The organism is Streptomyces sp. NPDC045846 (assembly GCF_056431605.1).
Window position 1 is genome coordinate 340,974 of the sequence record NZ_JBWKKJ010000010.1, and the last position, 25,483, is coordinate 366,456.

The window sequence follows — 25,483 nt, forward strand, 5'->3', positions numbered from 1 at the left end:
TACCCGCGGTAGGACACGGTGCGGCAAAGATTTCCGCGTTTCCCCTGGCGAGCCGCATGTGATGCGCGTAGACAATCCCCCATGCACACCCTTACCAAAGCCGCCGCCGCCACCGCCGCGCTCGCCCTCACCGGCGTCGCCTTCTACGGCGTCGGCGCGGCCTCCGCCGACAACGCCGCGCCGAAGTCGGACCGGGAGATACCCAACGTCACCAAGGTCGAAGACAAGATCAACGCGTACTACGGCGGCACGGCCGACGCCTCGGGCAAGTTCCAGGCGTCGCCCACGAGCAACTACGCCAAGCAGGTCGCCGAGATCGAGGCCCGCGCCAAGCGGCAGATCAAGCACGCCGTGGACCACCCGGGGCGGGACGGCCGCAAGCCCGCCATCGTGCTCGACGTCGACGACACGACGCTGCTGACCTACGACTACGAGAAGAAGAACGGCTTCGCCTACAACGACGCCGCCTTCAACGCCTATGTGCAGAGCGCGCAGTCGATCGCCGTGTTCGGCATGCCGGACCTCGTCAACTACGCGGCCAAGAACGGTGTCACGGTCTTCTTCCTCACCGGCCGCGGCGTCTCGCAGCGCGACGCCAGCGCCGCCAACCTCACGAAGGCGGGCTACAACGTGCCCGTCGACGCGGCGCACTTCTTCCTGAAGGACAAGGTCAACCCGCCGGCGTACCTGAGCTGCGGGAAGCCGACCTGGACCTGCTCGACGGTCGACTACAAGGCGGGCACCCGCAAGCACATCGAGTCGCTCGGCTACGACATCGTGGCCAACCTCGGCGACCAGTACACCGACCTCTCGGGCGGCTACGCCGACAAGACGTACAAGATCCCCAACCCGATGTACTTCCTCCCGTAGGGAAGGCACCGCTCCGGTCCGGGGCGCTCGCCGTCCAGAGCGCCCCGGACCGGGCTTCACCGCGAGGTGAGCGCGGCCTTCATCATCGCCTGCGCGACCGGGCCCGCCAGGCCGTTGCCGCTGACCTCGGAGCGCTCGGCGTCGGATTCCTGGATGACGACCGCGACCGCGATCTCCTTGCCGGACTTCGGGTCCTTGGCGAACGAGGTGAACCAGGCGTACGGCTTCTTGGAGTTGTTCACGCCGTGCTGCGCCGTGCCGGTCTTGGCGCCGACCTCCATGCCGTCGATCTTCGCGTTGGTCCCGGTGCCGTCGGTGACCACGGAGATCATCGCGCTGTACATCTGCTGCGCGGTCTTCGAGGACATGATCCTCTTGCCGTCCGAGTCGGCATACGACTGGAGCGTGCCGCCCTTCGCATCCGTCACCTTGGACACCATGTGCGGCGAGGACAGCACACCGTCGTTGGCAATGGCGGCCGACACCATGGCCATCTGCATCGGGGTGGCCGTCACGTCGAACTGGCCGATGCCGGAGAGCGCGGTCGACGGCTTGTCCATGTTCTTCGGATACACACTCGTCGCCGCGCGTACGGGGACGTCCAGCTCGGCGTCGTTGAAGCCGAACTTCTCGGCCATCGCCCGTACCTTGTCCTGACCCAGGTCGACGGCCATCTTGCCGAAGACGTTGTTGCAGGAGTATTCGAGCGCGGTGCGGATCGAGGCGTTCTCGCAGGGCGCGGACGCCGACTCGTTGCGCAGGTCCGTCGTGGTGCCCGGCATGCGGTACGGGTTGGGGCTCGTGGTCTTGTCGTCGATCGAGGAGTAGAGCCCGTTCTCCAGCGCCGCCGACGCCACCACCAGCTTGAAGGTGGAGCCCGGCGCCAGTGGCTGGCGCAGTGCGCGGTTGAGCATCGGCTGGCCCTTGTCATCGGACAGCTGCTTCCACGCGTCGCCGTCCGCCGAGGAGGAGCCCGCGATCTTCGACGGGTCGTACGACGGGGTGGAGACCATGCCGAGGACGCGGCCGGTCTTCGGGTCCATCGCGACGGCCGCGCCCTCCTTGCCGCCGAGCGCCTGGTACCCGGCCTTCTGCACCGCCGGGTCGATCGTGGTCAGGACGTCGCCGCCGGCCGCGCGTTCCCGGGTCAGCGCGTCGAAGGGGTTGCGCATGCGCGGATCGCTGCCGTCGAGGACCTTGGAGTAGATCCCCTCCAGCTGGGTCGATCCGTAGACCTGCGAGGCGTAGCCGGTGACGGGCGCGTACATCGGTCCGTCCTTGTAGCTGCGCTGGTAGGCGAGATCGCCGCTCTTCGTCCTTTCCGATCCGGTGACCGGCGAACCGGCCACGATGATGTCCCCGAGCGGCTGCGAGTACTCCTCGATGGTGTTCCGCCGGTTCAGCTTGTCGTCCGCGAGGGCCTGGCCTTTGTAGAACTGCACATAGGTGGCTCGCCCGAGGAGGGCGAGCACCATCAGCAGACAGAAGACCGAGGCGCGCCTGATTGTCTTGTTCATCCCGTACGCAAGACGGACGGGGCTGAGGGCGGAGTTCCGGTTGTCCCGGTTTCTCAGGAAAACTTCATCGGGGCCGGACGAAGCCCGACTCGTACGCGGCGATCACCGCCTGGGTGCGGTCGCGGGCGCCCGTCTTGGCCAGGACGGCGGCCACATGGGTCTTCACGGTGGCCGGGCCGACCCCCATCCTCCCGGCGATCTCCGCGTTGGTCAGCCCCGTCGTCATCAGCCGCAGCACCTGTGCCTCCCGCTCGGTGAGCCGGGCCGTCCACGCGGGCGCGGCGGCGGGGGCCGACGCGTGCCGGGCGGCCAGCTCGCGGACCTGCGCGGGGAACAGGAGCGAGTCGCTGCGGGCGACCAGGCGGACGGCCTGGATCAGCTCCTCGGCGGCGGCCCGCTTCAGCAGGAACCCGGCGGCGCCCGCGCGCAGCGCGTCGTACACGTAGCTGTCGTTCTCGAAGGTCGTGACCACCACGATCCTCGGCGGCGCCGCGAGCGTGGCCAGGATCTGTTCGGTGGCGCGGATCCCGTCGATCTCGGGCATCCGGACGTCCATCAGGACGACGTCGGGCAGCCGGTCGCGTACGACCGAGACGGCCTCGGCGCCCGTGGTCGCCTCGCCGACGACCTCCAGATCGGGCTCGGCGTCGAGGATCACCCGCAGCGCCGTGCGCACCATCCGCTCGTCGTCGGCGATCACGACCCGGATCGGGCCGTTCACCGCGCACCGCCGAGCGGGAGGCGGGCACCGAGCCGCCAGTGGCCGCCGTCGGGACCCGCCGAGGCGTGCCCGCCGAGCAGCGCGGCCCGCTCGGCGATGCCGCGCAGTCCGCGTCCGCCGCCCGGCCGCACCACCGGCGGGGCTCCGGACAGGGGGTTCTCCATCACGATGGCCAACTCTCCGCCGCCGACGGCGACTCGCAGGGTGACGGGTGAACTCCCGCCGTGGCGAAGGGCGTTGCTCAGCCCCTCCTGGACGATCCGGTACGCCTCCCGCGAGACCAGCTCGGGCACCGCCGCCGGGTCGCCCTCCAGGCAGTACGCCACCTTCAGACCGGTGCGGGACAGCAGGCCCTCCAGGGCGGCGAGGTCCGGGGTGGCGAGCTCGCCGTCGTCCCGGCGCAACAGGCCGAGCACGGCGTCGAGTTCGTCCACGGTGCGCCGGGTGGTCTCCTCGATGGCGGTGAGCGCCTCGCGCACGAACTCGGGGTCCGAGTCCAGGACGCGGCGGGCCGCGCCCGCCTGGAGGGTGACCGCGCTCAGGGCGTGGCCCACCGAGTCGTGCAGCTCGCGGGCGAGCCGGTTGCGCACGGCCAGTTCGGCCGCGCGCTGCTCGGCCGCGCCGAGGCGGTCGGCGGGGGTCGGGCCGAGCAGGACGGGCGCGAGCCGGGCGAGCAGGGCCCCGGCCGCCGCCGAGCAGGCCGCGAGCCCGAGCAGCATCGCGATCCCGGCGACCGGGGCGAGCGCGACGCCCCAGCCGGTGGTGGAGAGCGGGCCGGAGCTGTCGTACGCGCTGTGGCGCAGGCCGGGGAAGGCGGGCAGCGCGATCAGGAACACCGTGAACGGGGGCAGCGCCAGGCTCATCCCGCTGAGGATCCCGCCGAGCGCGAGGTGCAGCGTGTACCAGGCCGAGGCGCGCAGCCGGGCGCCCCGGGAGCGGGCGGGCCCGTCGGCGAGGGCCGCGGGGTCCACCCCGCACAGGGACCGCACGCCGAACACGAGCAGCGGCCGGGCGATCGGCACCAGGCCGGAGACCGCGGCGATCGGCAGCGCGACGGCGAACGTGACGAGCGCCAGCGGGAACGAGGTGAAGGGGCTGGTGCCCCCGGCGAAGGAGCCGACGCCGACGGAGCCCACCAGGAAGTACGGCATCAACAGGGCGCCGCCCAGGACGAGATGGACCCAGCGGTGCCGGGCCCGGACGCCGAACAGCGCGCGCGTCACGCGGCGCGGCCCGGGTGCGGAGAGCGTGCGGACCGAAGACGGGGAGGGCATCCCTTCACCTTCCCGTGCGGGGTTGGGGGGCGCGTCGTGCTGCTGGAGGATTCGGCTCCGCCGCGCGGGGGAGGCCGCGGTGCCGGGGCTTCGCCCCGGTCCCGTTCGCCTCGCGCTTCGGCCGCGGGCCGTGGTGCGCTTGGCGCGCGCTTCCCCGCGCCCCTGGGTGTGCCGGTGGCCCTTGGGGAGCGGGGGCGAGGGGTCAGAGCCGGCGGGTCGCCAGCGTCAGGCGGTCCCGGGCGTCGAACAGGGCGTCCTTCACCGTCTGTTCGTGGGCCGGGGTCAGCCGGGCCACCGGCACCGAGCAGCTGATCGCGTCGCGGGCCGGGGTGCGGTACGGGATCGCGACGCCGAAGCAGCGCAGGCCCAGCGTGTTCTCCTCGCGGTCCACTGCGTAGCCCTGCTCGCGGACGAGGTGCAGCTCCTCGATGAGCTTCTCGCGGTCGGTGATGGTGTGCTCGGTGAGCTGCTGGAGGGTCTCCGGGAGCAGCTTGCGCACCTGCTCGTCGCTGTGGGTGGCGAGCAGCGCCTTGCCGAGCGACGTCGAGTGGGCCGGCAGGCGGCGCCCGACCCGGGTGAAGGGGCGCAGGTAGTGCTGCGACTGGCGGGTGGCGAGGTAGACCACGTTCGTGCCGTCGAGGCGGGCGAGGTGGATGGTCTCGGTGGTGTCGTCCGAGAGCCGGTCCAGGGTGGGGCGGGCCGCCGCCACGACCTCGTCGCCGTCGATGTAGGAGGTGCCCACGAGCAGGGCCCGCACGCCGATGCCGTAGCGGGTGCCCGTCGCGTCGGTCTCCACCCAGCCGAGCTCCACCAGGGTGCGGAGGAGCATGTACAGACTGGACTTCGGGTAGCCCACCGCCTCCTGCACCGCGGCGAGGGAGTGCATTCCGGGCCGCCCTGCGAAATACTCGAGCAACTCGACGGTCCGCACGGCGGACTTGACCTGTGCTCCACCAGAATCGGCAGCCGACATCCAGCACCCCGCTCCTTCTCGCCGAGGCTTCTTGCCAAGGCGGAACGCCCGTTAATAGAGTCCCAGCATATTCAGCATCGGGAACTCTGTTCAGAATACCGAACAAGTCCTGGTGGGTGGCAGAGCGGACCGGCAGTGGAAGGACAACGCGGTGAGCGCAGCAGCACCAGTCTGGAGTGTCGACCCCCGAACGGGGAAGCCGCGTGAAGAGGTCGCGGTCGAAGCCACGCCCGAGGAGGTCGACCAGGCGGTCCGGGCCGCCTGGGCCGTACGCGGGACCCTGGCCGACCTGAGCGTACGCGCCGTCTTCCTGCGGACCGCGGCCGACCTCCTGGACGCATCGGCCGACCACGTCGTGGAGGCCGCCGATGCCGAGACGGCGCTCGGCCCGGTCCGCCTCAGGGGCGAACTCGCCCGCACCAGCGCCCAGTTGAAGGCCTTCGCCGAGGCCGTCGAGGACGGCTCCTTCCTCGACATACGCATCGACCACGCCGACCCCTCCCGCACCCCGCCCTGGCCCGACCTCAGGCGCGTCAAGATCCCCCTCGGCGTCGTCGCGGTCTACTCGGCCTCCAACTTCCCGCTCGCCTTCTCCGTCCCCGGAGGCGACACCGCCAGCGCCCTCGCGGCGGGCTGCCCGGTCGTCGTCAAGGCGCACCCCGACCACCCGGCCACCTCCGAACTCTGTGTGTCGCTGCTGCGCCGCGCCGCGGTCCAGGCCGGACTTCCCGAGGACGTCGTGACGCTGGTCCACGGCTTCACCGCGGGCGTCGAGCTCGTACGCCATCCGCTGGTGGCGGCCGCCGGGTTCACCGGATCGGTGCGCGGCGGGCGGGCCCTGTTCGACGCGGCGGCCGCACGGCCCGTGCCGATCCCCTTCCACGGCGAGCTCGGCTCACTGAACCCCGTGGTGGTGACGGCCGCCGCCGCCGAGGAGCGCGGCGAGCAGATCGGGGCCGGACTCGGCGCTTCGATGACCATGGGCGTCGGCCAGTTCTGCACCAAGCCCGGCTTCGTGCTGGCCCCCCAGGGTGAGGCGGGCGACGCCCTGCTCAAGGCCCTCACGGCGACGGTCTGCGACACCGACCCCGGGGTCATGCTCGACCACCGGATGCGGGACGCGTTCGTGGCGGGGGTCGCCGAGCGGGCCGCGCTGACGGGCGTCGAGGCCCCGGTCACGCCCGGCGCGGGCGGCGAGCACACGGTGAGCGGCGGCTTCCTGACCGTACCGGCGGCCCTGCTCACCGAGGAGGGCGAGCACGACCTGCTCCTGGAGGAGTGCTTCGGCCCGGTCACCGTTATCGCCCGGTACGCCGACGAAGCAGAGATCACCGCCGTGCTCTCCCGCCTCCCGGGCAACCTCACCGCGACCCTCCAGCTCTCCACCGCGGAGGCGGCGGGCGAGGGGCGCGGCGCCCAACTCCTGGCGGAAATAACCCCGTTGGCGGGCCGCGTCCTGGTCGACGGCTGGCCCACCGGGGTCGCGGTCGCCCCCGCCCAGCACCACGGGGGCCCCTACCCGGCGGCCACGTCCACCTCCACCTCGGTCGGCGCCACCGCCGTGGAGCGCTGGCTGCGCCCGGTCACCTACCAGAGCACCCCTCAGGCCCTGCTGCCGCCGGAACTGCGCGACGACAACCCGCTGGGGCTGCCCCGCCGCGTGAACGGCACCCTCGGATGACGGTGCGCCTGCCCGAACTTCCCTTCCCGCTGGAGCCGTACGGTCCGGACGTGCCCTGGACGTACGACGACGGGGTGCTCTCGGTACGGGCCGGAGCCCGCCAGGACCGGTTCGTGCCCCCGGCGGGGGAGAGCCTGGAGCCCGCCGGGGACGCGCCCCGGCTGCTCGGGACCGCCCCGGCGGGCGACTTCCAGCTGATCGCCCGGGCCACCGTCTCCTTCGAGGCGCCCTTCGACGCGGGGGTCCTGTACGTCCACGTGGGCGAGCGGCAGTGGGCCAAGCTCTGTCTGGAGCTCTCGCCGCGGCGGCCGACCATCTGCACGGTCGTCACGCGCGGGCTCTCCGACGACGCGAACTCCTGGGAGGTGGACGGCGACAGCGTCTGGCTGCGGGTCAGCCGGACCGGCAAGGCGTTCGCCTTCCACGCCTCGCTGGACGGCGAGCGCTGGGTCTTCGTCCGGGTCTTCGCGCTCGGCACGGCGGGGGAGAGTGCGGTGGCGCGGGTGGGGTTCCTGGCCCAGTCTCCCGTGGGGGAGGGGTGTGCGGTGGCCTTCGACTCCGTCGAGTTCCGGGGGTTCGCGCCGAAGGATCTGCGGGACGCGAGCTGAGGGGGCGGGGTGGGCTCCTTTCCCCACCCCGCCCCTTCCCGCTGTGACACTCTGCGGCTCCGCCGCGTGGCCTCCGGGGGTATTCGTTCGGCTGCGGCTTGGTCCAGCTGCCTGGGGCTCCGCCCCAGACCCCGTTCGCGCCCGAATGGCGCTCGTCCTCAAGCGCCGGACGGGCTGAGGGTGTCCATGCCGACCAGCACGGGTGCTGTCAGGGGCGCGGGGAACTGCGCGAGCAACCACGCACGGTCCGCAGCCGAGCCGTCTCCCCCGGAGGGTCTGGGGAAGGGGCGGGGTGGGGAGGGAGCCCCGGGGTCACCTCGTGCGCAGGCGCAGGGTGGACAGGGCCGAGAGGGCGAAGAGGGCCGCCGCGATCAGCAGACTCGTCCTCAGGCCCGCCACGAACCCGCCCCCGCCCGCGACCAACGTGCCGAACACCGCGATGCTGAGCGCCCCCGCGACCTGCCGCCCCGCGTTGAGCACCCCCGCCGCCAGCCCCGCCCGCTCCTGCGGCAGCGCCTCCATCATGGCGGCGGTCAGCGCGGGCACCGAGATGCCGCAGCCGAGCGCGAGCGGGACCATCAGGAACGCGGCGAGCAGCGTGGGGGTGTGCTCGTCGGCGAGGAGCAGCACCAACAGGCCGACCAGCGCGAGCAGTTGGCCGAACAGCAGCGGGACCCGGGCGCCGAAGCGGTTCGAGAGCTTCCCGGAGAGCACGTTGACCACCGGGATCAGCGCGGTCATCGGCAGGAACATCAGCCCCGCCGCCAGCGCGGACTCGCCCCGCACCCGCTGGAAGTAGAGGCTGAAGGCGAAGATCACGCCGTAGAAGGCGACACTGGCCGCGGCCCCCGCGCCGATCGCGACGACCACCGTCCGGCTGCGGAACAGGCCGAGCGGCACCACCGGGTGCGCCACCCGGCGCTCGATCAGCCAGAAGGCCACGCCCGCCGCCAGCGCGAGCGCGCCCGCCACGATCCGTACCGCACCCTGCTCGATCACCGCGAAGGCGAGCGCGGCCAGGGCGACGGCCGCCGCCAGCTGGCCCGGCAGGTCGAGCGGCGCGGGGCGGCGCTCGGTGCGCGGGGCGCGGGCGGTCAGGGCGAGGGCCGCGAGGCCGAGCGGCAGGTTGATGAAGAAGATGCCGCGCCAGTCCCAGACCGTGGTCAGGGCGCCGCCCGCGACCGGGCCGAGCGCCACGGCGACCGAGCCCCCGGCCGCCCAGAGCGCCACCGCCCTGGCCCGCCGCTCCGGATCCGGATAGGCCTGGCGCACCAGGGCGAGCGAGGCGGGCAGGACCACGGCGGCCGCCACGCCCTGCACGACGCGGGCGCCGATCAGCACGCCGAGCCCCGGGGCCAGGCCGCAGGCCGCCGAGGCGAGCGTGAAGACGACCGTGCCGAGCGCGTAGGCCTTCGCCGAGCCGATCCGGTCGGCGAAGGCTCCGGTCGAGAGCATCAGCGCGGCGAACGCGAGGGTGTAGGCGTCCACCACCCACTGGAGGCCCGCCATGCCGCCGCCGAGGTCGCTCCCGATCGCTGGCAGCGCCACGTTCACCACGGACGCGTCCAGGGTGATCAGGGCGAAGCCGAGCAGGGAGGCGGCCAGGGTGAGGCCGGGGGAGGTTCCGCGCGGCGGCCTCGGGGTCAACTGGCGTTCGGCGGGCGGGGCTTGGAGTGCGGCGTTCGGTGACATGCCTCCAGCTTGGCGAGGGCGGGCCGCGTACAGTAGTGGCTCGAATGCCATACGTCCGGAGGTTCTGGCCATGTCGCTGCACCGGGTCGCCGTGATCGCGCCCTCGCCCGTCTCGATGTTCAACCTCGCCATCCCCGAGCTGCTCTTCGGCAAGGTCGAGGTGGACGGCGGGCCCGGCTACGAGGTGGTCGTCTGCACCCCCGACCCCGGGCCGATCGCCACGACCGGCGGCCTCGACCTGTACGTGAGCCGGGGCCTCGACGCGGTCGAGGGCGCCGACACGGTCCTCGTCGCCGGGACCGGGCAGCGCTACGAGCCCGATCCGCGCACCGTGGCCGTGGTCGCGAGGGCGGCCGCCGACGGGGTGCGGGTCGCGTCCATCTGCAGCGGCGCCTTCGTGCTGGCCGAGGCCGGACTGCTCGACGGGCGCAGCGCCACCACGTACTGGGAACTCGCCGAGGAGCTGCGCAGGCGCTACCCGGCGCTCGACCTCAAGGGCGACGTCCTGTACGTCCAGGACGGCAACGTCATGACCTCCTCCGGGTACGCGGCCGGGATCGACCTGTGCCTGCACGTCATCCGCACCGACTACGGCGCGGCCGTCGCCAACAGGGTGGCCCGGCAGGCGCTGGTCGCGCCGGTGCGGCCGGGCGGGCAGACCCAGTTCACCCAGACCCCGCTGCCCGCCGAGCGCGGGGTGGTCTGCGCGGACACCCGGGGCTGGGCGATGCGCAACCTCGACAAGCCGCTCACCCTGACCGATCTGGCCCGGCACGCGGGCGTCAGCGTGCGCACCCTGACCCGGCGCTTCCATGCCGAGAGCGGGGTGAGCCCGCTCCAGTGGCTGCTGCACCAGCGCATCGAGCGGGCCAAGGAGCTCCTGGAGACGACCACCCTCGCCATGGACCAGGTCGCCGAGGCCAGCGGCCTGGGCAGCGCGGACTCCCTGCGCGGTCACCTCGTGCGGCGCACCGGGCTCACGCCGAGCGCCTACCGGGCCACTTTCAGCAGGCTGGCCGCGGCGTCCTGAGCCGGGCGGGGCGGCCGGGAATGGGGCGGGCGCCGGACGCGTTGTCGCAAACCGTACGACCTTCAACAAACTGAGAGAAGTGACATGCGCGTCGAGATCTGGAGCGACATCGCCTGCCCGTGGTGCTACATCGGCAAGGCCCGCTTCGAGAAGGGCCTGGCGGAGTTCGCCCACCGCGACGACGTCGAGGTGGTCCACCGCTCCTTCGAGCTCGACCCCGGCCGCCCCAAGGGCGACGTCGGCCCGGTCATCCCGATGCTGGCCAAGAAGTACGGCCGCACCCTCGACGAGGCCCGCGAGATGGAGGCGCACGTCGCCTCCAACGCGCACGCCGAGGGCCTGGGCTACCTGGCCGACGGCCGTGACCACGGCAACACCTTCGACATCCACCGCATCCTGCACCTCGCCAAGGCGCGCGGCCGCCAGAGCGAGCTGCTCGACCTCGCCTACCGGGCCAACTTCGCCGAGGAGCGCTCCGTCTTCGACCCGGAGGTCCTGGTGGAGATCGCGGTCGCGGCCGGCCTGGACGCCGACGAGGTCCGTGCGGTCCTGGCCGACGCGGACGCCTACGCCGACGAGGTGCGCGCCGACGAGCGCGAGGCGGCCGAGCTCGGCGCCAACGCCGTGCCGTTCTTCGTGCTCGACCGCACGTACGGGATCTCCGGCGGCCAGCCCGCCGAGGTCTTCACGCAGGCTCTTGAGCAGGCCTGGCAGGCGCGCACCCCGGCCCTGAAGATCGTCGAGGGCGACGCGGAGGCGTGCGGACCCGAGGGCTGCGAGGTCCCCCGCTGACCCCCGTGTCATAAGACTTGCTTGGGGATATCAGTCAATTTTGCCCAATTGACTTGGGGGTGGCGGGGATTCAGGGTGGAGCCATGGAACTGGACTCCCTCGCGCCCGGCGTGTTCGCGCCACGGACCACCTACCTCAACACCGCGAGCACCGGGCTGCTGCCCGCCCGGACCGTGGCGGCCATGGGCGAAGCCGTGGCCGCATCGGCCGCCGGTCGCCCCACCGACATGTTCGGCGACGTGGAGGCGGCCCGCGCCGCCTACGCCCGGCTCGCCGGCGTCCCGGTCCGGCGCGTGGCGGCCGGCGCGTCCGTCGCCGTCTACACCGGCCTCGTCGCCGCCTCGCTGCCCGAAGGCGCCGAAGTACTCGTCGCCGAGGCCGACTTCAGCTCCGTCGTGAACCCGTTCCACCTGCGCCGCGACCTGAAGGTGCGCACCGTCCCGCTGGACGGGCTGGCCGACGCGGTGCGGCCGGGCACCGCGCTGGTCGCGGTCAGCGCGGTCCAGTCCACCGACGGCCGCATCGCCGACCTCCCGGCGATCCGCGCCGCCGCCCGCGCCCACGGCACGCGCACCCTGGTCGACGTGTCCCAGGGCGCGGGCTGGTTCCCGATCGAGGCCGACGCGTACGACTACACCGTCACCGTCGGCTTCAAATGGCTGGCCACCCCGCGCGGGGTCGCCTTCCTCACCGTGCCCGACGACCTCGGTGGCCTCCACCCCCTCTTCGCGGGCTGGGTGGCGGGCGAGCACCCCTGGGACAGCTGCTACGGGCCCGTTCAGGAACTCGCCCACTCCGCGCGGCGGTTCGACGAGAGCCCCGCCCTCTTCTCGTACGCCGGTGCCCGGCACTCCCTGGCCCTCGTCGAGGAGCTGGGCACCGAGCGCATCCGGGCGCACAACACCGCCCTCGCCGACCGCTTCCGCGCCGGACTGGCCACGCTCGGCCACGAGCCGGTGGCCGCGCCCGGCTCGGCGATCGTCGCGGTGCCCGGACTCGGCCACCGCCAGGAGGAGTTGAGCCGCGCCGGCATCGAGCTCTCCAACCGCGCGGGCAATCTGCGCGCCGCCTTCCACCTCTACACCTCGGCCCAGGACGTGGACCGGCTGCTCGATCTGCTGTCCGCCCGCTGACCGCGTCGAATTCGCTGGTCACGGCCCGGCGGTGCGGGCAGGATCGGGCCGTGACCATGGAGACCAGCAGCCCCGGCCGGGCGCGCGAAGCCGCCCGCAACAACGCCGCGTGGTGCGCCGCGCTCTGCCGCGCGCACGGCATCGTGGGGGAGTCGGGGCCGTACGCCTGGACCAGCCCGCGCAGAACCCCGCCCTACTATCCGGACGCGGTGACGCTCACCCCCGACGCGTCGCCCGGTGACATCGTCGGCCGCATCGACCTCACGTTGCCCGGCGCGTCGGTGAAGGACAGCTTCGCCGTACTTGACCTGAGCGGCCACGGCTTCGAGGTGCTCTTCGAGGCGCGGTGGATCCACCGCCCGGCCCCGGAGGCAACCGGCGAGGTGTGGCAACGGGTGCGCACCGAGGGTGAGTTGGCGCGGTGGGAGCGGGCCTGGTCCGAGGGGGAGAGCGAGGGGCTCTTCCCGCGCGGGCTGCTCGCCGAGCCCGGCCACACCTTCCTGGCGGCGCGTGACGCGCGGGGCGAGGTGGTGGCGGGAGCCGTCGCCAGCCGGAGCGGCGGCGTCGTGGGGATCTCCAACCTGTACGCCGTCGGCGGCGACCAGGACGCGGCCTGGGCCGGCTGCCTCGCCACCGCCGCCCACCTGTGGCCCGGGCTCCCGGTCGTCGGCTACGAGAGCGGCGAGGACCTGGACGCGGCCCTGCGCGCGGGGTTCACCGCGACCGGGCCGCTCAGAGTGTGGCTGCGCCCGAGCTGAGCGGTTCGCCGTACCAGCGCCAGGTGGCCGGGCGCGGCCGCCCCGGCAGGTCCGCCCGGCCCCCGGCCCACAGCAGCACCTGCCAGCGGTCCGGGTCGTCCGGCACGTACCGGAACAGCCGGGCGAGCACCCGGTCGCACAGACCCGCCGGCGGGGCCCAGGTCAGGCCCAGACCCTCGGCCACGTCGTGCGTGTGCAGCAGGGTCTCGACGATCCCCATCGCGCCGAACCCCTCCGGGTCCGAGACGCCGAAGCCGTGGTACGCCCGTACGTCGGGCGAGGCGGTGCGCACCATCGCGGTGAGCAGGGCCCCGCTGGCCTCCAGGGTCTGGAGCAGCCCGGCGGGCCCGGCCGTGCGGTCCGCGTGCACCGCGTTGCGGGGGCCGCCGGGGCGTTTCGCCTCCCACAGGTACGGCACCTCGCCGTCCAGCGGGGGCTGGGCGGGACCGAGCTGCACCGCGTAGGCGAAGAGATCGTCCGAGAGGTGCTCGACGGTCTCCCAGCAGTCCCATTCCAGTGTTCCGGCCTTCACGCTCCAGTCCGCCGCGAGTCCGGCCCGCAGCGCGGTGACGGACAGCCGCACGGAGTGCTCGACGTCGGCGGCGGAGACGGGGGTTCGTGAAGATTCATCGACCATGGACATGGGGGGACCGTACCAACGATCTCTGTGCGCGAGATGAACGCGCCACAGACGCCGGGGGCCCGGGGGCAACCCCCGGACCCCCGGCCGGGGAGGTTCAGCGCACCGGCGTGAAGTCCCTGGCCCCAATGCTGTGTCTGTCCGGGGGCCAACCCCCGGACCCCCGGCCGGGGAAGTTCAGCGCACCGGCGTGAAGTCCCTGGCCCCAATGAACTCGGGGCGGCGGATCGGGGCCGCGAAGGGTTCCTGGGCCGCGTTCTCCACGCTGTTGAACACGATGAAGACGTTGCTGCGCGGATACGGGGTGATGTTGTCCCCCGAACCGTGCATCGCGTTGCAGTCGAACCAGGTCGCCGAGCCCGCCCGGCCGGTGAACAGGCGGATGCCGTGCCGGTCGGCCATCTTCGTGAGGGCCTCGTCGGACGGCGTGCCCGCGTCCTGCATCTGGAGGGACTTCTTGTAGTTGTCCTTCGGGGTGGCACCGGCGCAGCCGAGGAAGTCCCGGTGCGAGCCGGGCATGATCATCAGGCCGCCGTTGGTGTCGTGGTTCTCGGTCAGCGCGATCGAGACCGAGACCGTCCGCATGTTGGGCAGACCGTCCTCGGCGTGCCAGGTCTCGAAGTCCGAGTGCCAGTAGAAGCCCGAGGCGCCGAAGCCCGGCTTCACATTGATCCGCGACTGGTGGACGTACACGTCCGAGCCGAGGATTCGGCGGGCCGTGCCCACCACCCGCTCGTCGCGGACCAGCCGCCCGAAGAGCTCACTGATCCGGTGCACCTCGAAGACCGAACGCACGGACTGCGACTGCGGTTCGATGATCGACCGCTCGTCGGCGCGTACGGCGGGGTCCGCGATCAGTCGCTCGAGTTCCGAGCGGTAGAGCGCCACCTCGTCGTCCGTGAGCAGCTGGTCGATCGCGAGGAAGCCGTCCTGCTCGAAGGATTCGAGTCCGGCGGACGGCCCCCAGACGACCGGGTCCTGGCGGGGCGTGATCACCTCGGCGGCGCCACGCGTGGGGTACAGATCCTGGGCGGTCATGGTCAGCCCTCCTCGGGTTCGGTCAGCAGGGGGTAGACGCCGTTCTCGTCGTGGTCCTCCCGTCCGGTGACGGGCGGGTTGAAGACGCAGACGCAGCGGAAGTCGGTCTTGGGGCGCAGCGTGTGGCGCTCGTGGCCGTTCAGGAGGTACATCGTGCCCGGCTCGATCCAGTGGGTCTCGCCGGTCTCCTCGTTGGTGAGCTCGGCCTCGCCCTCGGTGCACAGGACCGCCTCGATGTGGTTGGCGTACCACATGGAGGTCTCGGTGCCCGCGTACAGGACGGTCTCGTGCAGGGAGAAGCCGACCTTCTCCTTCGCGAGCACGATCCGCTTGCTCTCCCAGGTGCCGGAGGCCGCCTTCACGTGGCGGTCGGTGTTCTCGATGTCCTTGAACGATCGGACGATCACGGTGAGTTGGTGCCTTTCTCTCTGTTCTGCGTACGGCGTGGGGTGCGGGCGTCAGACGGTCGCGGCGACCGCGCGGGCCAGCGAGCGCAGGCCCTCGTCGAGCTCGTCGGGCGTGATGGTCAGCGGCGGCAGCAGCTTGACCACCTCGCTCTTGGGACCCGAGGTCTCCAGGAGCAGGCCCAGCTCGAAGGCGCGGGCGCAGACCTCGGAGGCGCGGGCCGGGTCGGCGAACTCCAGTCCCCACACCAGGCCGCGGCCGCGGTAGCTCGCGCCGAGGCGGGTGTGCTCGGTGCACAGCGCGAGCAGGGCCTGCTCGATCTGCTCGCTGCGCGCCAGGGTGTGCTTCTCCATCTGGCCGTCGGCCCAGTACGCGTTGAGCGCGGCGGTCGCGGTGACGAACGCCGGGTTGTTGCCGCGGAAGGTGCCGTTGTGCTCGCCCGGCTCCCACACGTCGAGCTCGCCCTTGAACAGGCAGAGCGACATGGGCAGGCCGTAGCCGCTGATCGACTTGGAGACGGTGACGATGTCCGGCACGATGCCCGCCTCCTCGAAGGAGAAGAAGGCGCCGGTGCGGCCGCAGCCCATCTGGATGTCGTCGACGATGAGCAGCATGTCGCGGCGCCGGCACAGGTCGGCGAGCGCGCGCAGCCACTCGGGCCGGGCCACGTTGATGCCGCCCTCGCCCTGCACGGTCTCCACGATCACGGCGGCCGGCTTGTTGAGGCCGGAGCCCTGGTCCTCCAGCAGGCGCTCGAACCACAGGAAGTCGGGCACCCGGCCGTCGAGGTAGTTGTCGAACGGCATCGGGGTGCCGTGCACCAGCGGGATCCCGGCCCCGGCCCGCTTGAAGGCGTTGCCGGTCACCGCGAGCGAGCCGAGGGACATGCCGTGGAAGGCGTTGGTGAAGGAGACGATCGACTCGCGGCCCTTCACCTTGCGGGCCAGCTTCAGCGCGGCCTCCACCGCGTTGGTGCCGGTCGGGCCGGGGAACATGACCTTGTACGGCAGGTCGCGCGGGCGCAGGATCACGTTCTGGAACGTCTCAAGGAACGCCCGTTTCGCGGTCGTCGCCATGTCCAGGCCGTGCGTGATGCCGTCCCGCTCGATGTAGTCGAGCAACGCCCGTTTCAGAACGGGGTTGTTGTGGCCGTAGTTGAGCGAGCCGGCCCCGGCGAAGAAGTCCAGGTAGCTGTGGCCGTCCTCGTCGGTGAGGCGGGCACCCTGCGCACGGTCGAACACGGCGGGCCAGCCGCGGCAGTAGCTGCGCACCTCCGATTCGAGCGACTCGAAGACACTGAGGGCGGGCGGGGTGATGGTCACAGCGATTCTCCCTGGGGGTGGAGGGGGCCGATGCGGTAGAGGACTTCGGGCTGGTGCCCGTCGTCGGGGAACAGCCCGGCGTCGAAGAGGAGTTCACGGTCGAGGGCGGCGCCGCGCCGCTTGGCGAACGAGGTGAAGAGCCGGTCGGAAGGGGTGTTGTCCGGCGACACCGTCGTTTCGAGGCGGCTGACCCCGTGCGAGGCGGTCACCTTCGCGGTCAGCGCTTCGAGCAGCAGTCCCGCGAGCCCGTGGCCCCGGTGGGCGCGGTCGACGGCGACCTGCCAGACGACCAGGGTGCCCGGCCGGTCGGGGCGTACGTATCCGGTGACGAACGCGATCGGCTCTCCGTCGCCGTCGCGGGCGACCACGGAGGTCCCGGCGAAGTCCCGGCACCAGAGCAGATAGCTGTACGAGGAGTTGAGGTCGAGCACCTCGGAGTCACGGGCGATGCGCCAGATCGCGGCTCCGTCCTCCAGTCGTGGGCTTTCGATTCGGACTGCTGTTTGCGCGGCGGTCATGCCGAGCGAATTTACCGACCGGAAATTGAAATTGCATTCCCCGCAGGGGGTGCGCGAGGAGAGCGTTCGTGTTATCACGCGAGCATGTGCGCGAGGTGGTTTGTCCGGTAATTACCGGACAAACCGGAACGGTTGTGGAGTCGATCACACCGTTGTGACGGCCCCGGAACCTTGTTGAAACCTTTGCGTTTGAGCTCGGAAAGTCGGGGCAGAAGAAAACGGGAAGCTGCGGTGGATAAGCAGCTTCCCGTTTTACGGAACGTTTTTCGGAATTCAGTTGCGATTTATGCGCCGGGGGATCGCGGGCAAAGTGTCACCAGGTTTCGGAAACAGCCTTGCGGGCAGCTTCCAGGTCCACCGCGATCCCGTACTCGCCGAGCGCCGCCCCCAGCGCCGCGAGCGAGGACTGCACGGCGCCCCGGGTGGCGTCCACGCCGTAGTGGTTGACCCGGATCATCGTCGCCGACAGCGCCCCGCCGCCCGCGATCAGCGGCAGCGAGGGGTCGGAGGCGAGCGCCTTGGTGACCAGTTGGGAGGCGTCGACTCCCTCGGGAGCGCGCAGGGTCGTCGCCACCGGGGCAGCGTCCGCGGCCTCGTGGACGTAGGGGGCGAGCCCGCCGAGCGCGAGCGCGCCCGCCCGGGTGGCGGCCGCGGCCGAGGCGTGCCGGGCCGTCACCGCGTCCAGGCCCTCGGACTCGATGCGCTCCAGGCACGCTTCGAGGGCCAGCATCTCCAGCTGGGCGGGCGCGTGCAGCAGCGCCTTGCGGCCGCCGTCGATCCAGCGCTCCTTCCAGTCCAGGAGCGAGAGGTAGGAGCGGCGCGGCGCCTTCGGGTTGGCGGCGATGCGCTCCCAGGCGCGGGCGCTGACCGAGACCGCCGAGACACCGGCCGGGCCGCCCATCGCCTTCTGCGCGCCGATCACGCACAGGTCCACGCCCCAGGCGTCCGGGCGCAGCGGCTCGGCGGCCACCGACGCCACCGCGTCCAGCATGAACAGGGCGCCGTGCCGACGCACGACCTCGCCGATCTCCGCGATCGGATTGGTGTTGCCGGTCGCCGCCTCGGCGTGGACCAGCGAAACGAAGTCGATCTCCGGGTGGTCGGTGAGCGATCGGTCGATCTGCTCGGCGGTGACCGCCGCGTGGAACGGCACCTCCAGGTCGATCACCTCGGCCCCGCAGTCCCGCAGCCAGTTGCCGAAGGTCTGCCCGTAGGGGCCGGTCACCACGTTGAGCGCGGTCGAACCGGGGTGGGCCGCGCCCCGGATGCAGCCCTCCAGGGGGAGCAGCGCCTCGCCCTGCATGATCACCACGTCCTGCCGGGTGTCGAGCAGGGCGGCCACCCGTCGCTCGATCGCCGCGAAATGGTCGGCGGTCAGCGGGGCCAGGTCCAGGAGCGGGTGCGTCACGGCGGTGCCTTCTTCGGTTCAAGTCGGGTCGTGCATCCTCTGGAGGGAGACTACCGAGCGCCTCGTACAGTGCTGACCATGAGCGATCGCACGGTGCTGCATGTGAAGGGGCGCGTCCTGGCGGGGCCCGAGGACGTACGGGACGAACTGTGGGCGGTCGACGGGCGGATCACCTATGAGCGGCCGCCGGGCGAGAGCGTGACCGTGACCGGCTGGGCGCTGCCGGGCCTGGTCGACGCGCACTGCCACGTGGGTCTCGACCAGCACGGGCCGGTGCCCGACGAGGTCAGCGAGAAGCAGGCCTTCACCGACCGCGACGCCGGGACCCTGCTGGTCCGCGACGCGGGCTCGCCCTCCGACACCCGCTGGATCGATGCCCGCGAGGACCTGCCGAAGATCATCCGGGCGGGCCGGCACATCGCCCGCACCCGCCGCTACATCCGCAACTACGCCCACGAGATCGAGCCCGGTGACCTGGTCGCCTACGTCGCCCGGGAGGCCCGGCGCGGGGACGGCTGGGTCAAGCTGGTCGGCGACTGGATCGACCGGGACGCCGGGGACCTGGCGGCCTGCTGGCCGCGCGGCGAGGTCGAGGCCGCGATCGCCGAGGCCCACCGGCTCGGCGCCCGGGTCACCGCGCACTGCTTCGCCGAGGACTCGCTCAGGGACCTGGTCGAGGCGGGCATCGACTGCATCGAGCACGCGACGGGCCTGACCGAGGACACCATTCCGCTGTTCGCCGAGCGCGGCGTGGCGATCGTCCCGACGCTGGTCAACATCGCCACGTTCCCGCACATGGCCGACGGCGCCGAGGCCAAGTTCCCCGACTGGTCGGCCCACATGCGACGGCTGTACGAGCGCCGCTACGACACCGTGCGCTCGGCCTACGACGCCGGGGTGCCCGTCTTCGTCGGTACGGACGCGGGTGGCTCGCTCGCCCACGGGCTGGTCGCCGCCGAGGTCGCCGAGCTGGTGAAGGCGGGCATCCCGCCGCTCGACGCGCTCTCGGCAACGGCCTGGGGCGCCCGGAGCTGGCTGGGACGCCCCGCCCTGGAGGAGGGCGCCCCGGCCGACCTGGTGGTCTACGACCAGGACCCGCGCGCCGACGTCCGGGTCCTCGCCGCGCCGGGCCGGGTCGTGCTCAACGGCCGGATTGTGGGCTGACGGCCACCAACTCGGCTTCCGGCAGGGTGACTTCGGCCGTACGCCGCCGGGCGGTCAGCTCGGGCAGCAGGCTGAGGGCGCCGAGCGCGGCCAGCGCCGCGCCGAGCCACAGCGGCGCCCGCAGCCCGAAGTGGTTGACGCCGACCCCGCCGAGCGAGGAGCCGATGCCCACGCCGAGGGTGATGAACGAGGAGTGCACGGAGTTCACCAGGGGCCGGGCGTTGGCGATCCGCTGGACGCGGGTGACCATCGCCGGGTTCATGGTGACCCCGACCAGGCCGATGCCCAGCATGAACACCACGGCGGGCAGGGCGAGTCGGGCCAGGAGCGCGAAGCCGGTGAGGAAGAGGAGGTTCAGCACCAGCCCGGCCGCCAGCACGTTTAGGGCGTACCGGTCGGCGAGCCGGCCCACGACGTGGTTGCCGATCACGGTCGCGGCCCCGTACGCGATGAGCAGCACCGGGACGACGCCCGTGCCGAAGCCGGTGACCTCGGTCAGGATCGGGGTGAAGTAGCTGAACGCCGAGAAGGTCGCGCCGATGATGAAGGTGCTGGTGACGAGCGCGAGCCACAGCCTGCGGCGCCGGAAGACGGTCAGCTCCCGACGGATGCCACCGGCGTCATCGGCCCGGTCGAGCCGGGGCACCCCGGCGAGCGTGCACAGCGCGGCGGCGACGGTCAGGGCCGTGATCGCCCAGAACGCCGCGCGCCAGCCCAGGTGTTCGCCTATCAGGGTGGAGAACGGCAGCCCGAGCAGAGTGCCGAGCATCAGCCCGTTGAGCGCGACGGACGTGGCCCGGCCGCGCTGCTCGGGGCGGGTGAGCTGGGCGCAGATCGACAGCGATACGCCGAAGAAGGCCTGCGAGGCGGTGCCGGTGACGACCCGGGCCAGCAGCATGACCGGGTACGTGGTGGCGGTCGCGGCCAGCACGTTGCCCGCCAGGAAGACGCCGAAGAGCACCATCAGCGCCGTCCGCTGCGGCAGTCGCATCACCCCCACGGTCAGGAAGGGACCGCCGAAGGCCATCGCGAGGGCGAACGCCGTGATGAGGTAGCCGATCTGGGGGACGGTGACGTCGAGCCCCTCGGCCATCTGCGGCATCAGCCCGGCGACGACGAACTCGCTGGTGACCATGGCGAAGATCCCCAGGGCCAGGACATATACGGCACGAGGCATGGCAGGTGTGCTCCCGGTGGTGGCGGTCGGCAAAGTTATGGATGGATCAGTACAAAACTTGGGTACGCGTCAACCAGGCCGCATGAGGCGGGAGTTGACGGAAATGGTCAGTGGTTGAGCGCGTCCAGGGCCGTGTCGACGACGGCCTCCAGGGTGGCCCGGTCGGCGCCGCCCTGGCCGGTCACGCGCAACCCGGCGATCACCGAGTTCAGGTAGCGCGCCAGGGTGAGCGGATCGCGGCGGGATGCGATCTCCCCGACGCTCTGGCCGGTCGCCAGGACCGCGCTCAGCGCGTCGAGGCGGCGGGCCAGGTCGCGCTCCAGGAGGTCGGCGGCCCGGGCGTCGCGACGGGCGAGCTCCACGGTGGCGTTGACCGCGAGGCAGCCGATGCTCCGCCCGTCGCGGCGCTCCCTCATCTCGTCGTCGACGACGGTGGCGAACAGGGCCCGGATCCGCTCCAGGGGACTGCGCCGCTCGTCCTGAAGGAGGTCGAGCTGGGCCGTCGTCATCATGTCGACATAGCGGCCCAGCGCCCGCTCGAAGAGGTCGTGCTTGCTGGTGAACGTGTTGTAGATGCTGCTGCGGCCCAGTCCGGTGGCTTCGCACAGGTCCTGGGTCGAGGTGGCCTCGTAGCCGTTCGCCCAGAAGGCGCGCATCGCCGCGTCCAGGGCCCGCTCCTCGTCGAACTGTCTCGGTCGGGCCATGGACGTAACGTAGCACGGTTTTGAATCGACCTGTCCAATACATCGGTGAGTTGACCCGACGTTACGTATGGCGTGGGCGGATCGTTGAAGTCTTTTATGCGCGCGCCGGGGTGGTGGGGCGGCGTACGGGGTGCGGGGTGGTGTCGGGCGTGACGGCTGGGAACGCCTGTGTCGGAGGAATCGAATATGAGCACGGAAACCACCCTTTGGGGTGAACTCGCTTCAGGTGAGCGCCAGTTCACTCTCCGTGCGTAAAGATGCGGTGTCTCAAGTCGCCGGTGCGCCCCTCGATTCGCAGGAGTCCCACGAGTCCCCGTGGCGGGGTGTCCGGTCAGCCATGTCTCCTGTGGGGGTTCCACCATTGTGAACAGCAACAACTTCCGCCTGCCCGCGAGCGGTCCGGCCGTCCGTCGCTCCGCCGCCGTCGCGGCCTGTGTGGCGGTGGCCGCCGGGCCGCTGCTGCTGGCCGCGCCCGCGCGGGCCACGGGCGCCGAAGGCGACGGCGGAGGCCGTGCGAGTGCGGTGGTGCTGCGCACCGGGCTCGACGTCTCCCTGCTCGACAAGACCGTCGACGTGCCGCTCAAGGCCACGCTCAACGAGGTCTCCGCCCCGGCCGGTGCCGAGAAGACCGCGCTGACGGTGAAGCTGGACGGGGTCGGCGGCGGGCAGCCGGTCCACGTGCTGAAGGCGGACGTGGCCACGGCCAGGGCGAGCGCCGACGCGAGGAAGGCGGAGGGGGCCAGTCGGCTCGTCAACGCCCGCCTCCACCTGCCCGGGCTCCCCCTGCTCTCGCTCATCGAGGTGGGGGAGGTGACCTCCAGCGCGGTTTGCGAGGCGGGCCGCGCGCCGGTCGCCACGTCCCAGGTGCTCGGCGCGGTGACCGTGCTCGGCCGCAGGGTCACGCTGTCCGCGAGCGGGACCACGCGGGTGCGGGTGCCGGGGGTCGGCGAGGTCGGCCTCGACCTTTCGAAGACCACGACCACCTCGCGCACCGCCGCGGCCGTCGCGCTCCGGCTCGCCGTCTCGGTCAATCCGCTCCACCTGAACGTCGCCGACGTCAAGGGCGAGGTCACCCTCGCCGAGGCGACCTGTGAGGCGCCCCGGCCGCCCAAGAGCACGGGCGCGACGGGTGACCCGCGCAAGGGGCCCGTCGACGCCGACGTGAAGACGCAGAGCGTCGCCTCGGGCACGGCGCTGGCCCAGACCGGGGGGAGTTCGGCCACGCCCTATTTCGTGGGCGGGGCGGCGGTTCTGCTGGTGGGTGGGGCGGGGGTGCTCGTGCTCAGCCGGCGGCGGGCTGGGCGGGGCTGAGCCTCCGGGACCCTGGGGGCGCGTGCGCGCCGCCCGCCCCCAGGGCCCTTGTGCCACCCCGGGGTCGCGACCCCGGGCCCCCTGCGTCCCTCCGCCCGCGCCGGGTTGCTCGCGCAGTTCCTCGCGCCCCTAAAACCCGTTTTCGTCTGCGGACCGTGCTCGCTTCTCGCGCAGTTCCCCGCGCCCCTCAACCCGTTTTCGTCTGCGGACCGTGGTCGCTCTTCGCGCAGTTCCCCGCGCCCCTTAGCAGTACCGGTGCTGGTCAGCATGGGCAACTCAGCCCGTCCGGCGATTGAGGACGAGCGCCGTTCAGGCGCGAACGGGGGTGTGGGGGCGGAGCCCCCGCCGGGGTTCGAGGGGCGGAGCCCCTCGGCGGGTCCGGGGCGGAGACCCGGGGTTAGGGGTGGGTCAGGGTCAGGGCCTGGTCCAGGGCCTGGAGGAAGCGGTTCGTGGTGGCCCGGTCCCGCACCGCGAGCCGCAACCACTGACCCCCCAGCCCCGGAAACGTGTCACCCCGCCGAGCCGCGAACCCGAGCCCCCGCAGCCGCTCCCTGACGCGCGCCGCCCCCTCGATCCGTACCAGCACGAACGACCCCTCGGCCGCGTCGACCGCCTGGACCTCGTCGAACTCCGCGAGCCCGGCGAGGAGATGGGCCCGGTCCTCGGCGATCCGTACCGCCGCCGCCTCGGCCTCCGCGAGGGCGCGGGGCTCCATGCAGGCGGCGGCGGCGACCAGCGCCGGAGTCGACACCGGCCACAGCGGCTGGGCCCGCTGGAGGGCCGCGACGGTCTCCGGGTCGGCGAGGACGTAGCCGATCCGCAGCCCCGCCAGGCCCCAGGTCTTGGTCAGGCTGCGCAGCACGACCAGGCCGGGCAGGTCCGTGCGGTCCGCCAGGGCCTCGCGCTCGCCCGGCACCGCGTCCATGAACGCCTCGTCGACCACCAGCGTCCGCCCGGGACGGGCGAGCCGGGCCAGGGTGTCGGCGGGGTGCAGGACGGAGGTGGGGTTCGTCGGGTTGCCGACCACCACCAGGTCCGCCTCCTCGGGGACGGCGGCGGGATCCAGCCGGAAGCCGTCCTCGGCCCGCAGCAGCACCCGCCGCACCTCGTGCCCGGCGTCGCGCAGCGCCGCCTCCGGCTCGGTGAACTGCGGGTGGACGACCACGGGGTGACGGAACGTCAGCGCTCTGGCCAGCAGGACGAAGGCCTCGGCGGCGCCCGCGGTCAGCAGTACCCGCTCCACCGGGAGGCCGTGCCGCGCCGCCACCGCCGCGCGGGCCGCCCGCCCGTCCGGATAGGCGGCGAGCCCGGTCAGCGAGTCGGCGATGCGCTCCCGCAGCCAGGCCGGGGGAGTGTCCGAGCGGACGTTCACCGCGAGGTCGGTCAGCTCGACGCCGTCGTCGCGGACCTCGGCGTCGCCGTGGTGGCGCAGGTCGTGCAGGGGCTCGGTGGTGGGGATGGACATGGCTTCGCTCCTGGTGGGGGGTCCGTCGCGGTGGTCGGCGAACGGCCGGAGGTGGGGTCGACGTACGATCGCACACGTCGCCATGGCGGTTCGTCCCGCGGGGTTCGACTTCCGCTTGGGCACCAGCAGTTCACCGCCTCCGGCCAGCGCGGCGGCCTCCGCGACGGAACGGGTTCCGACCGCGGCGAGCGCCGCCTCCGAGCCGTTGGGCACCGGCACGTCCGCGAGCTCACCGGCCGCGTACGCCACGACGGGTACCCCGAGTCGCGCCGCGGCCCCGACGATTCCCGGCTCCGTCGACTTGCCGTCCACGGTGGCCAGTTCGCCGATTCCGTGCGGATCCAGGCCCGCGTCCGCGAGGGCGGCCCCGATGAGGCCGAGGACCTCCTCGGCGGACACGCCCTTCGACGCGCCGACGCCCACGACGAGCGGCGCCCCGGCGGCCTGGGAAGTACGGGCGGCGTCGGGCATGGCGGGGATCCTCTCAGGCCGCTCGCGGGCGGCGGCGGGCCCGGACGTGGACGTGCGGAGTACGGGCCCCGTCGGTTAGCAAGGGCGCATGGCGGTATTCGTCGCGCTCGGCGCGTTCCTGATGACGCTGGTCGGCGGCTGGACCGCCCAGCGGGTCACCGACCGGCGCCACCTGGTGCTCGGGCTCGCGGGCGGACTCATGCTCGGCGTGGTCGGGCTCGACCTGCTGCCGGAGGCCCTGGACGCGGCCGGGGACGACCTCTTCGGAGTGCCCCGGGCGCTGCTCCTGTTCGTCGGCGGCTTCCTCTTCGCGCACGTCGTCGAGCGGGTGCTCGCCGTGCGTCAGGCCGCCCACGGGGCGGGCGGGCACCGGGCTCCGCAGGTCGGCGTCACCGTCGCCTCCGCGATGGTCGGGCACAGCCTGATGGACGGCATCGCGATCGGCGCGGCCTTCCAGGTGGGCGCGGGGATGGGCGTCGCCGTGGCGCTCGCCGTCATCACCCACGACTTCGCCGACGGCTTCAACACGTACACGATCACCAGCCTGTACGGGAACGAGAAGCGCAAGGCGGTGGCGATGCTGTTCGCCGACGCGCTGGCCCCGATGGCGGGGGCCGCATCGACGCTGCTGTTCACTCTTCCGGAGCAGCTGCTCGGCAGCTATCTGGGCTTCTTCGGCGGCGTGCTCCTGTACCTGGCCGCCGCCGAGATCCTCCCCGAGGCCCACCACGAGCACCCCGCCCTGTCGACGTTGCTGTTCACCGTCGCGGGCGTGGGGTTCATCTGGCTGGTGGTGGGCTTCGCCGGCTGA

At 72.4% G+C, this 25,483-nt stretch carries 24 protein-coding genes; 10 read left to right on the plus strand and 14 right to left on the minus strand.

Going from position 1 to position 25,483, the window contains the following annotated elements; genetic code table 11:
• Positions 1–81 precede the first annotated feature (81 nt).
• On the plus strand, positions 82–870 hold the full coding sequence (locus tag AC07F3_RS28580) for an HAD family acid phosphatase (RefSeq protein WP_479117288.1): 789 nt from the start codon (positions 82–84) through the stop codon (positions 868–870).
• Between the two features lie 56 nt (positions 871–926).
• Here the strand turns inward: AC07F3_RS28580 and AC07F3_RS28585 are convergent, their stop codons facing one another.
• The 4 genes from AC07F3_RS28585 to AC07F3_RS28600 form a co-directional block, all read right to left on the minus strand.
• Positions 927–2,387 (minus strand): peptidoglycan D,D-transpeptidase FtsI family protein, encoded by a 1,461-nt coding sequence (locus AC07F3_RS28585; RefSeq protein WP_479117289.1) that lies wholly within the window; start codon positions 2,385–2,387, stop codon positions 927–929.
• A gap of 64 nt (positions 2,388–2,451) precedes the next feature.
• On the minus strand, positions 2,452–3,066 hold the full coding sequence (locus AC07F3_RS28590) for a response regulator (protein ID WP_479117384.1): 615 nt from the start codon (positions 3,064–3,066) through the stop codon (positions 2,452–2,454).
• 38 nt (positions 3,067–3,104) lie between these two features.
• Positions 3,105–4,382: a sensor histidine kinase gene (locus AC07F3_RS28595; RefSeq protein WP_479117290.1), complete on the minus strand. Its 1,278-nt coding sequence runs from the start codon at positions 4,380–4,382 to the stop codon at positions 3,105–3,107.
• A 202-nt stretch (positions 4,383–4,584) separates the two neighbouring features.
• Positions 4,585–5,355, minus strand: a complete 771-nt coding sequence (locus AC07F3_RS28600; RefSeq protein ID WP_479117291.1) for an IclR family transcriptional regulator — start codon at positions 5,353–5,355, stop codon at positions 4,585–4,587.
• Between the two features lie 151 nt (positions 5,356–5,506).
• Here AC07F3_RS28600 and AC07F3_RS28605 point away from each other — a divergent pair, with 151 nt between their 5' ends.
• Positions 5,507–7,036: an aldehyde dehydrogenase (NADP(+)) gene (locus tag AC07F3_RS28605; RefSeq protein ID WP_479117292.1), complete on the plus strand. Its 1,530-nt coding sequence runs from the start codon at positions 5,507–5,509 to the stop codon at positions 7,034–7,036.
• A complete protein-coding gene (locus AC07F3_RS28610; protein WP_479117293.1) occupies positions 7,033–7,644 on the plus strand; it encodes a DUF1349 domain-containing protein in 612 nt (203 codons plus the stop codon). The genes AC07F3_RS28605 and AC07F3_RS28610 overlap by 4 nt, the downstream gene beginning before the upstream one ends.
• Before the next feature lie 312 nt (positions 7,645–7,956).
• Here the strand turns inward: AC07F3_RS28610 and AC07F3_RS28615 are convergent, their stop codons facing one another.
• The gene (locus AC07F3_RS28615; protein ID WP_479117294.1) at positions 7,957–9,336 is read right to left on the minus strand and encodes an MFS transporter; all 1,380 of its coding nucleotides are present in this window, start codon (positions 9,334–9,336) and stop codon (positions 7,957–7,959) included.
• Between the two features lie 70 nt (positions 9,337–9,406).
• Between AC07F3_RS28615 and AC07F3_RS28620 the strand changes: the two genes are divergently transcribed.
• The 4 genes from AC07F3_RS28620 (at position 9,407) to AC07F3_RS28635 (ending at position 13,049) form a co-directional block, all read left to right on the plus strand.
• Complete coding sequence (locus AC07F3_RS28620; RefSeq protein WP_479117295.1) at positions 9,407–10,366, plus strand: GlxA family transcriptional regulator; 960 nt, start codon at positions 9,407–9,409, stop codon at positions 10,364–10,366.
• Positions 10,367–10,450: 84 nt separating this feature from the next.
• Positions 10,451–11,158, plus strand: a complete 708-nt coding sequence (locus AC07F3_RS28625; RefSeq protein ID WP_479117296.1) for a DsbA family oxidoreductase — start codon at positions 10,451–10,453, stop codon at positions 11,156–11,158.
• 83 nt (positions 11,159–11,241) lie between these two features.
• Positions 11,242–12,291 (plus strand): aminotransferase class V-fold PLP-dependent enzyme, encoded by a 1,050-nt coding sequence (locus AC07F3_RS28630; protein WP_479117297.1) that lies wholly within the window; start codon positions 11,242–11,244, stop codon positions 12,289–12,291.
• Positions 12,292–12,347: 56 nt separating this feature from the next.
• Complete coding sequence (locus AC07F3_RS28635; protein ID WP_479117385.1) at positions 12,348–13,049, plus strand: hypothetical protein; 702 nt, start codon at positions 12,348–12,350, stop codon at positions 13,047–13,049.
• Here AC07F3_RS28635 and AC07F3_RS28640 read toward each other — a convergent pair.
• The 6 genes from AC07F3_RS28640 to AC07F3_RS28665 form a co-directional block, all read right to left on the minus strand.
• Positions 13,024–13,692 (minus strand): hypothetical protein, encoded by a 669-nt coding sequence (locus AC07F3_RS28640; RefSeq protein WP_479117298.1) that lies wholly within the window; start codon positions 13,690–13,692, stop codon positions 13,024–13,026. The two genes, AC07F3_RS28635 and AC07F3_RS28640, sit on opposite strands and share 26 nt — an antisense overlap.
• Positions 13,693–13,866: 174 nt before the next feature.
• Positions 13,867–14,727, minus strand: a complete 861-nt coding sequence (gene thpD / locus AC07F3_RS28645; RefSeq protein WP_479117299.1) for an ectoine hydroxylase — start codon at positions 14,725–14,727, stop codon at positions 13,867–13,869.
• A 2-nt stretch (positions 14,728–14,729) separates the two neighbouring features.
• On the minus strand, positions 14,730–15,134 hold the full coding sequence (locus AC07F3_RS28650; RefSeq protein ID WP_100574374.1) for an ectoine synthase: 405 nt from the start codon (positions 15,132–15,134) through the stop codon (positions 14,730–14,732).
• Positions 15,135–15,185: 51 nt separating this feature from the next.
• Complete coding sequence (gene ectB, locus AC07F3_RS28655; protein WP_479117300.1) at positions 15,186–16,454, minus strand: diaminobutyrate--2-oxoglutarate transaminase; 1,269 nt, start codon at positions 16,452–16,454, stop codon at positions 15,186–15,188.
• Complete coding sequence (gene ectA / locus AC07F3_RS28660; RefSeq protein WP_479117301.1) at positions 16,451–16,972, minus strand: diaminobutyrate acetyltransferase; 522 nt, start codon at positions 16,970–16,972, stop codon at positions 16,451–16,453. Before ectA ends, ectB begins: the two co-directional genes overlap by 4 nt.
• 313 nt (positions 16,973–17,285) lie before the next feature.
• Entirely contained in the window at positions 17,286–18,380 is a 1,095-nt protein-coding gene (locus tag AC07F3_RS28665) for a pyridoxal-phosphate-dependent aminotransferase family protein (RefSeq protein WP_479117302.1), read from the minus strand.
• A gap of 78 nt (positions 18,381–18,458) precedes the next feature.
• Here AC07F3_RS28665 and AC07F3_RS28670 point away from each other — a divergent pair, with 78 nt between their 5' ends.
• Positions 18,459–19,544, plus strand: coding sequence for an amidohydrolase family protein (locus AC07F3_RS28670; RefSeq protein ID WP_479117303.1), 1,086 nt, complete (start codon positions 18,459–18,461; stop codon positions 19,542–19,544).
• On the opposite strand, the gene AC07F3_RS28675 is transcribed toward AC07F3_RS28670, so the two are convergent.
• Both AC07F3_RS28675 and AC07F3_RS28680 read right to left on the minus strand, forming a co-directional pair.
• On the minus strand, positions 19,522–20,721 hold the full coding sequence (locus tag AC07F3_RS28675) for an MFS transporter (RefSeq protein ID WP_479117304.1): 1,200 nt from the start codon (positions 20,719–20,721) through the stop codon (positions 19,522–19,524). The genes AC07F3_RS28670 and AC07F3_RS28675 overlap by 23 nt on opposite strands.
• Positions 20,722–20,828: 107 nt before the next feature.
• Complete coding sequence (locus AC07F3_RS28680) at positions 20,829–21,425, minus strand: TetR/AcrR family transcriptional regulator (RefSeq protein WP_479117305.1); 597 nt, start codon at positions 21,423–21,425, stop codon at positions 20,829–20,831.
• 363 nt (positions 21,426–21,788) lie between these two features.
• Here AC07F3_RS28680 and AC07F3_RS28685 point away from each other — a divergent pair, with 363 nt between their 5' ends.
• Positions 21,789–22,736, plus strand: coding sequence for an SCO1860 family LAETG-anchored protein (locus AC07F3_RS28685; protein ID WP_479117306.1), 948 nt, complete (start codon positions 21,789–21,791; stop codon positions 22,734–22,736).
• 397 nt (positions 22,737–23,133) lie between these two features.
• On the opposite strand, the gene cobC is transcribed toward AC07F3_RS28685, so the two are convergent.
• A complete protein-coding gene (cobC, locus tag AC07F3_RS28690; protein WP_479117307.1) occupies positions 23,134–24,672 on the minus strand; it encodes an Rv2231c family pyridoxal phosphate-dependent protein CobC in 1,539 nt (512 codons plus the stop codon).
• Between the two features lie 88 nt (positions 24,673–24,760).
• Between cobC and AC07F3_RS28695 the strand changes: the two genes are divergently transcribed.
• Complete coding sequence (locus AC07F3_RS28695; protein WP_479117308.1) at positions 24,761–25,483, plus strand: ZIP family metal transporter; 723 nt, start codon at positions 24,761–24,763, stop codon at positions 25,481–25,483.

Coding starts and splice junctions, on each gene's coding strand:
- AC07F3_RS28620 (WP_479117295.1), top strand. CDS start 9,407: ATGTCGCTGCACCGGGTCGCCGTGATCGCGCCCTCGCCCGTCTCGATG.
- ectA (WP_479117301.1), bottom strand. CDS start 16,972: ATGACCGCCGCGCAAACAGCAGTCCGAATCGAAAGCCCACGACTGGAG.
- AC07F3_RS28580 (WP_479117288.1), top strand. CDS start 82: ATGCACACCCTTACCAAAGCCGCCGCCGCCACCGCCGCGCTCGCCCTC.
- AC07F3_RS28615 (WP_479117294.1), bottom strand. CDS start 9,336: ATGTCACCGAACGCCGCACTCCAAGCCCCGCCCGCCGAACGCCAGTTG.
- cobC (WP_479117307.1), bottom strand. CDS start 24,672: ATGCCCGACGCCGCCCGTACTTCCCAGGCCGCCGGGGCGCCGCTCGTC.
- AC07F3_RS28680 (WP_479117305.1), bottom strand. CDS start 21,425: ATGGCCCGACCGAGACAGTTCGACGAGGAGCGGGCCCTGGACGCGGCG.
- AC07F3_RS28600 (WP_479117291.1), bottom strand. CDS start 5,355: ATGTCGGCTGCCGATTCTGGTGGAGCACAGGTCAAGTCCGCCGTGCGG.
- AC07F3_RS28590 (WP_479117384.1), bottom strand. CDS start 3,066: ATGGTGCGCACGGCGCTGCGGGTGATCCTCGACGCCGAGCCCGATCTG.
- AC07F3_RS28585 (WP_479117289.1), bottom strand. CDS start 2,387: ATGAACAAGACAATCAGGCGCGCCTCGGTCTTCTGTCTGCTGATGGTG.
- AC07F3_RS28640 (WP_479117298.1), bottom strand. CDS start 13,692: ATGTCCATGGTCGATGAATCTTCACGAACCCCCGTCTCCGCCGCCGAC.
- AC07F3_RS28630 (WP_479117297.1), top strand. CDS start 11,242: ATGGAACTGGACTCCCTCGCGCCCGGCGTGTTCGCGCCACGGACCACC.
- AC07F3_RS28610 (WP_479117293.1), top strand. CDS start 7,033: ATGACGGTGCGCCTGCCCGAACTTCCCTTCCCGCTGGAGCCGTACGGT.
- thpD (WP_479117299.1), bottom strand. CDS start 14,727: ATGACCGCCCAGGATCTGTACCCCACGCGTGGCGCCGCCGAGGTGATC.
- AC07F3_RS28625 (WP_479117296.1), top strand. CDS start 10,451: ATGCGCGTCGAGATCTGGAGCGACATCGCCTGCCCGTGGTGCTACATC.
- AC07F3_RS28675 (WP_479117304.1), bottom strand. CDS start 20,721: ATGCCTCGTGCCGTATATGTCCTGGCCCTGGGGATCTTCGCCATGGTC.
- AC07F3_RS28695 (WP_479117308.1), top strand. CDS start 24,761: ATGGCGGTATTCGTCGCGCTCGGCGCGTTCCTGATGACGCTGGTCGGC.
- AC07F3_RS28670 (WP_479117303.1), top strand. CDS start 18,459: ATGAGCGATCGCACGGTGCTGCATGTGAAGGGGCGCGTCCTGGCGGGG.
- AC07F3_RS28635 (WP_479117385.1), top strand. CDS start 12,348: ATGGAGACCAGCAGCCCCGGCCGGGCGCGCGAAGCCGCCCGCAACAAC.
- AC07F3_RS28595 (WP_479117290.1), bottom strand. CDS start 4,382: ATGCCCTCCCCGTCTTCGGTCCGCACGCTCTCCGCACCCGGGCCGCGC.